The sequence below is a fragment of the Bartonella sp. MU70NMGDW genome, assembly GCF_042194085.1.
Lineage (GTDB): Bacteria > Pseudomonadota > Alphaproteobacteria > Rhizobiales > Rhizobiaceae > Bartonella > Bartonella grahamii.
In genome coordinates, this window is the sequence record NZ_JBHIMK010000170.1 from 1 (window position 1) to 2,639 (window position 2,639).

The following is a 2,639-nucleotide window of genomic DNA, read 5'->3' on the forward strand; positions in this document are numbered from 1 at the left end:
AAGCACTCCCCATCATTAGTTTTGGGGGGCTTTGGGGGTGCTTCTTATATGTATTATTTTATTTTTGATTGAAAAAAATATATAAGGGGGGGAAAAGGAACCCTCAAAACCTTCAAAACTTGCGTTATAAACGCTCCATATTTCCCCTATCAATTTCACCTCTTCCATAGTTTTTTCCAAAAACTCTTGTAAAGAGGGATAGGTTTCGGAGTGGGAGTGTTCTCAATCTTTTCAATTGGTTGGTCACCATCAGGTATCTCAGCTCCCACGCTTTCTTTAATTCTTTTGCAAAGGAATTCATAAAAATTACTTGCGTAATATTCGCAATCTTCAGATGGAAGCATGACATAAAGTGGGCATTCACCATCCCGAAATTGAGAGTAATCAAAATAAAATGTTTCACCAAAATCAGTTCTATTCACGGCAAGCTGATTTGGTTTTGCGAAACCATTTTTTATATCCGTCAAATGATAGAAAACAATATCACCAGCAGGACACTTATCAAAACTTGCGTTATAAATGCTAAATATTTCATCACCTCCAATTTCTCCTCCCTTATAATTTTTTAAAAAATCCTTATAAGAAGTTGTAAACTGTAAACCGAGAGTTTTTTCTGCCTCTTTAATCCGTACATCACTAACTGCATCCTCTGCAGTACCAAAATTGATAATCTCATCATCATATTTATTCACTTTATCAATTAATACTGCAACATCATCTAAAGTATAGGTTTTCATGGATGAACCTCAAAACGTGCGTTATAAACGCTCCATATTTCCTCTATCAATTTGACCTCTTCCATAGTTTTTTCCAAAAACTCTTGTAAAAAGGTATAGGTTGCGGAGTGGGAGTGTTCTCAATCTTTTCAATCGGTTGATCACCATCAGGTATCTCTTCTCCCGCGTGTACTTTAATTCTTTTGCATAGGAATTCATAAAAATTGCTAGCGTAATATTCGCAATTTTCAGATGAAAGCATGACATAGATTGGACATTCTCCATCCCTAAACTGCGTATAATCAAAATAAAAGGTTTCACCAAAGTCTGTTGTACTAACAACAAGCTGTTCTGGTGTTGCAAAACCATCTTTTCTATCATTTAAGTTCTGAAAAACAATGTCATTAACAGAAACACCTATAGGATACTCATAAAGACTATAGATTTCATCACCACCAATGTCCCCACCTTTATAATGTTTCAAAAAACTCTTGTAAGACGATGTGAATTGTAAACCGAGAGCTTTCTCCGCCCTTTCAATCACGAGATCATCAACTGCGTCATCTTCAGTACCAAAATTGATAATATCACCATTATATTTATCAACTAATTGTATAACATCATCTAAGGTATAGGGTTTCATCAATTATGCTCCATCAATTATTCTATAAGTTTCTTTTCATCAACCGTAGAGCATTACTGCCGATGCTCCTGTCTCCATCTGTCAAAATTTAGACCTATAATGCCCCATTTCATATTGATTATTCCTCCTAAACTACTGTTTTCTTGTTCTCCATACCCATTACCAAGTTTATACCAATATTCCTCTCTCTGCTTCTCAAACTTTTTTCTATCTATGAGCGATTGATGTGTTTTTGGATTAGCATGAATAACAGAAGTATATTTGTTATGAAATTTATGGCTCATTTCTGCTAAGGGTCCATCAGGGGTTTGCGATAGATGATGCAACTCAACAGGCTTGCCATCAAACCCCATAGGTGCTCTTCTTGCTTTCATTCTATCAATATTAGTGCCCCACACTTCTTTTTTATTTTCTTTCCATTTAACCCTTGCATGAGGATCAAACAAATCGTCTCTCTGATAGGCTTTGTTTGTCTGTCCAAATTTTCTATCGGTAAATTTAGTGGGTTTCTTTTTTAACCAAAGCTTTTTTTCTTTAGCAGCAAGTTTAGTTAGTTCTTTCTTCGCTGCAAGTTTGGCAAGATTTTTCTTGGAAGCGAATTGAGCAAAATCTTTCCTAGCATTGAACTTGATCACAGCCTTTTCGCCAAGCTTTATGCCTCCCTTGACTACTCCAGCTCCTCCAGCAAAGTTTTCTAATACTCCGGCTGATAATCTTCCAGTTTCAAAACCAGCATTAAAAGCTCCATCCAAGGAGAAAATGGCAGATTTCTTGGCATAAATCAGCCCGCTATTGCTCATATCACCGCTCACATTGAGCGCACAACCCCATCACCACTTGAACCAATACTGCCAGCATTGTCCATGGCAATGCTGTTGTTTGTGAGAATGCCGTTAATCTATAGGAGCTGTCGTTCGCGGAAATGCGAAAGTTGATGGATATTCTCATATTGAATATAACGCTACAATTTACGATAATGCTCGAATTTCCGGAAGTATGGAAGTACACGGTGACGCTAAAATTTGTGGAAACACTCGTATTTTCGGAAGGGCGGTTATATGTGGGAATATTTATATTCGCCATTCTAGAGACTAATATTCAATAATCAATCTGGTCTCTTTCTAACCCCACAAACAACTTTTTAAAACATGCGTGATTCACGCCATGGGTGAGTTGCGTGCAATGGAGGAAATCAAGATGAGTGAACTAAGTACCACACAAACGGAATTAGTGGAAAAAACGAATGATTGTGAAATCAAACCTACAGCTATGGAGCTTAT

General features: G+C 36.9%; 2 protein-coding genes and 2 pseudogenes. 1 reads left to right on the plus strand and 3 read right to left on the minus strand.

Annotated elements, in window-relative coordinates:
* Positions 1-155: 155 nt before the first annotated feature.
* The 3 genes and pseudogenes from ACFIKE_RS09240 to ACFIKE_RS09250 all read right to left on the minus strand — a co-directional run.
* On the minus strand, positions 156-737 hold the full coding sequence (locus ACFIKE_RS09240; protein ID WP_375649491.1) for an SMI1/KNR4 family protein: 582 nt from the start codon (positions 735-737) through the stop codon (positions 156-158).
* Positions 738-783: 46 nt separating this feature from the next.
* The gene (locus tag ACFIKE_RS09245; RefSeq protein ID WP_375649493.1) at positions 784-1,359 is read right to left on the minus strand and encodes an SMI1/KNR4 family protein; all 576 of its coding nucleotides are present in this window, start codon (positions 1,357-1,359) and stop codon (positions 784-786) included.
* A 53-nt stretch (positions 1,360-1,412) separates the two neighbouring features.
* Positions 1,413-2,224: pseudogene (locus ACFIKE_RS09250) on the minus strand (HNH/ENDO VII family nuclease); the annotation flags it as partial.
* A 332-nt stretch (positions 2,225-2,556) separates the two neighbouring features.
* On the opposite strand from ACFIKE_RS09250, the pseudogene ACFIKE_RS09255 reads away from it, so the two are divergent.
* A pseudogene (locus ACFIKE_RS09255) lies at positions 2,557-2,639 on the plus strand (recombinase); the annotation flags it as partial.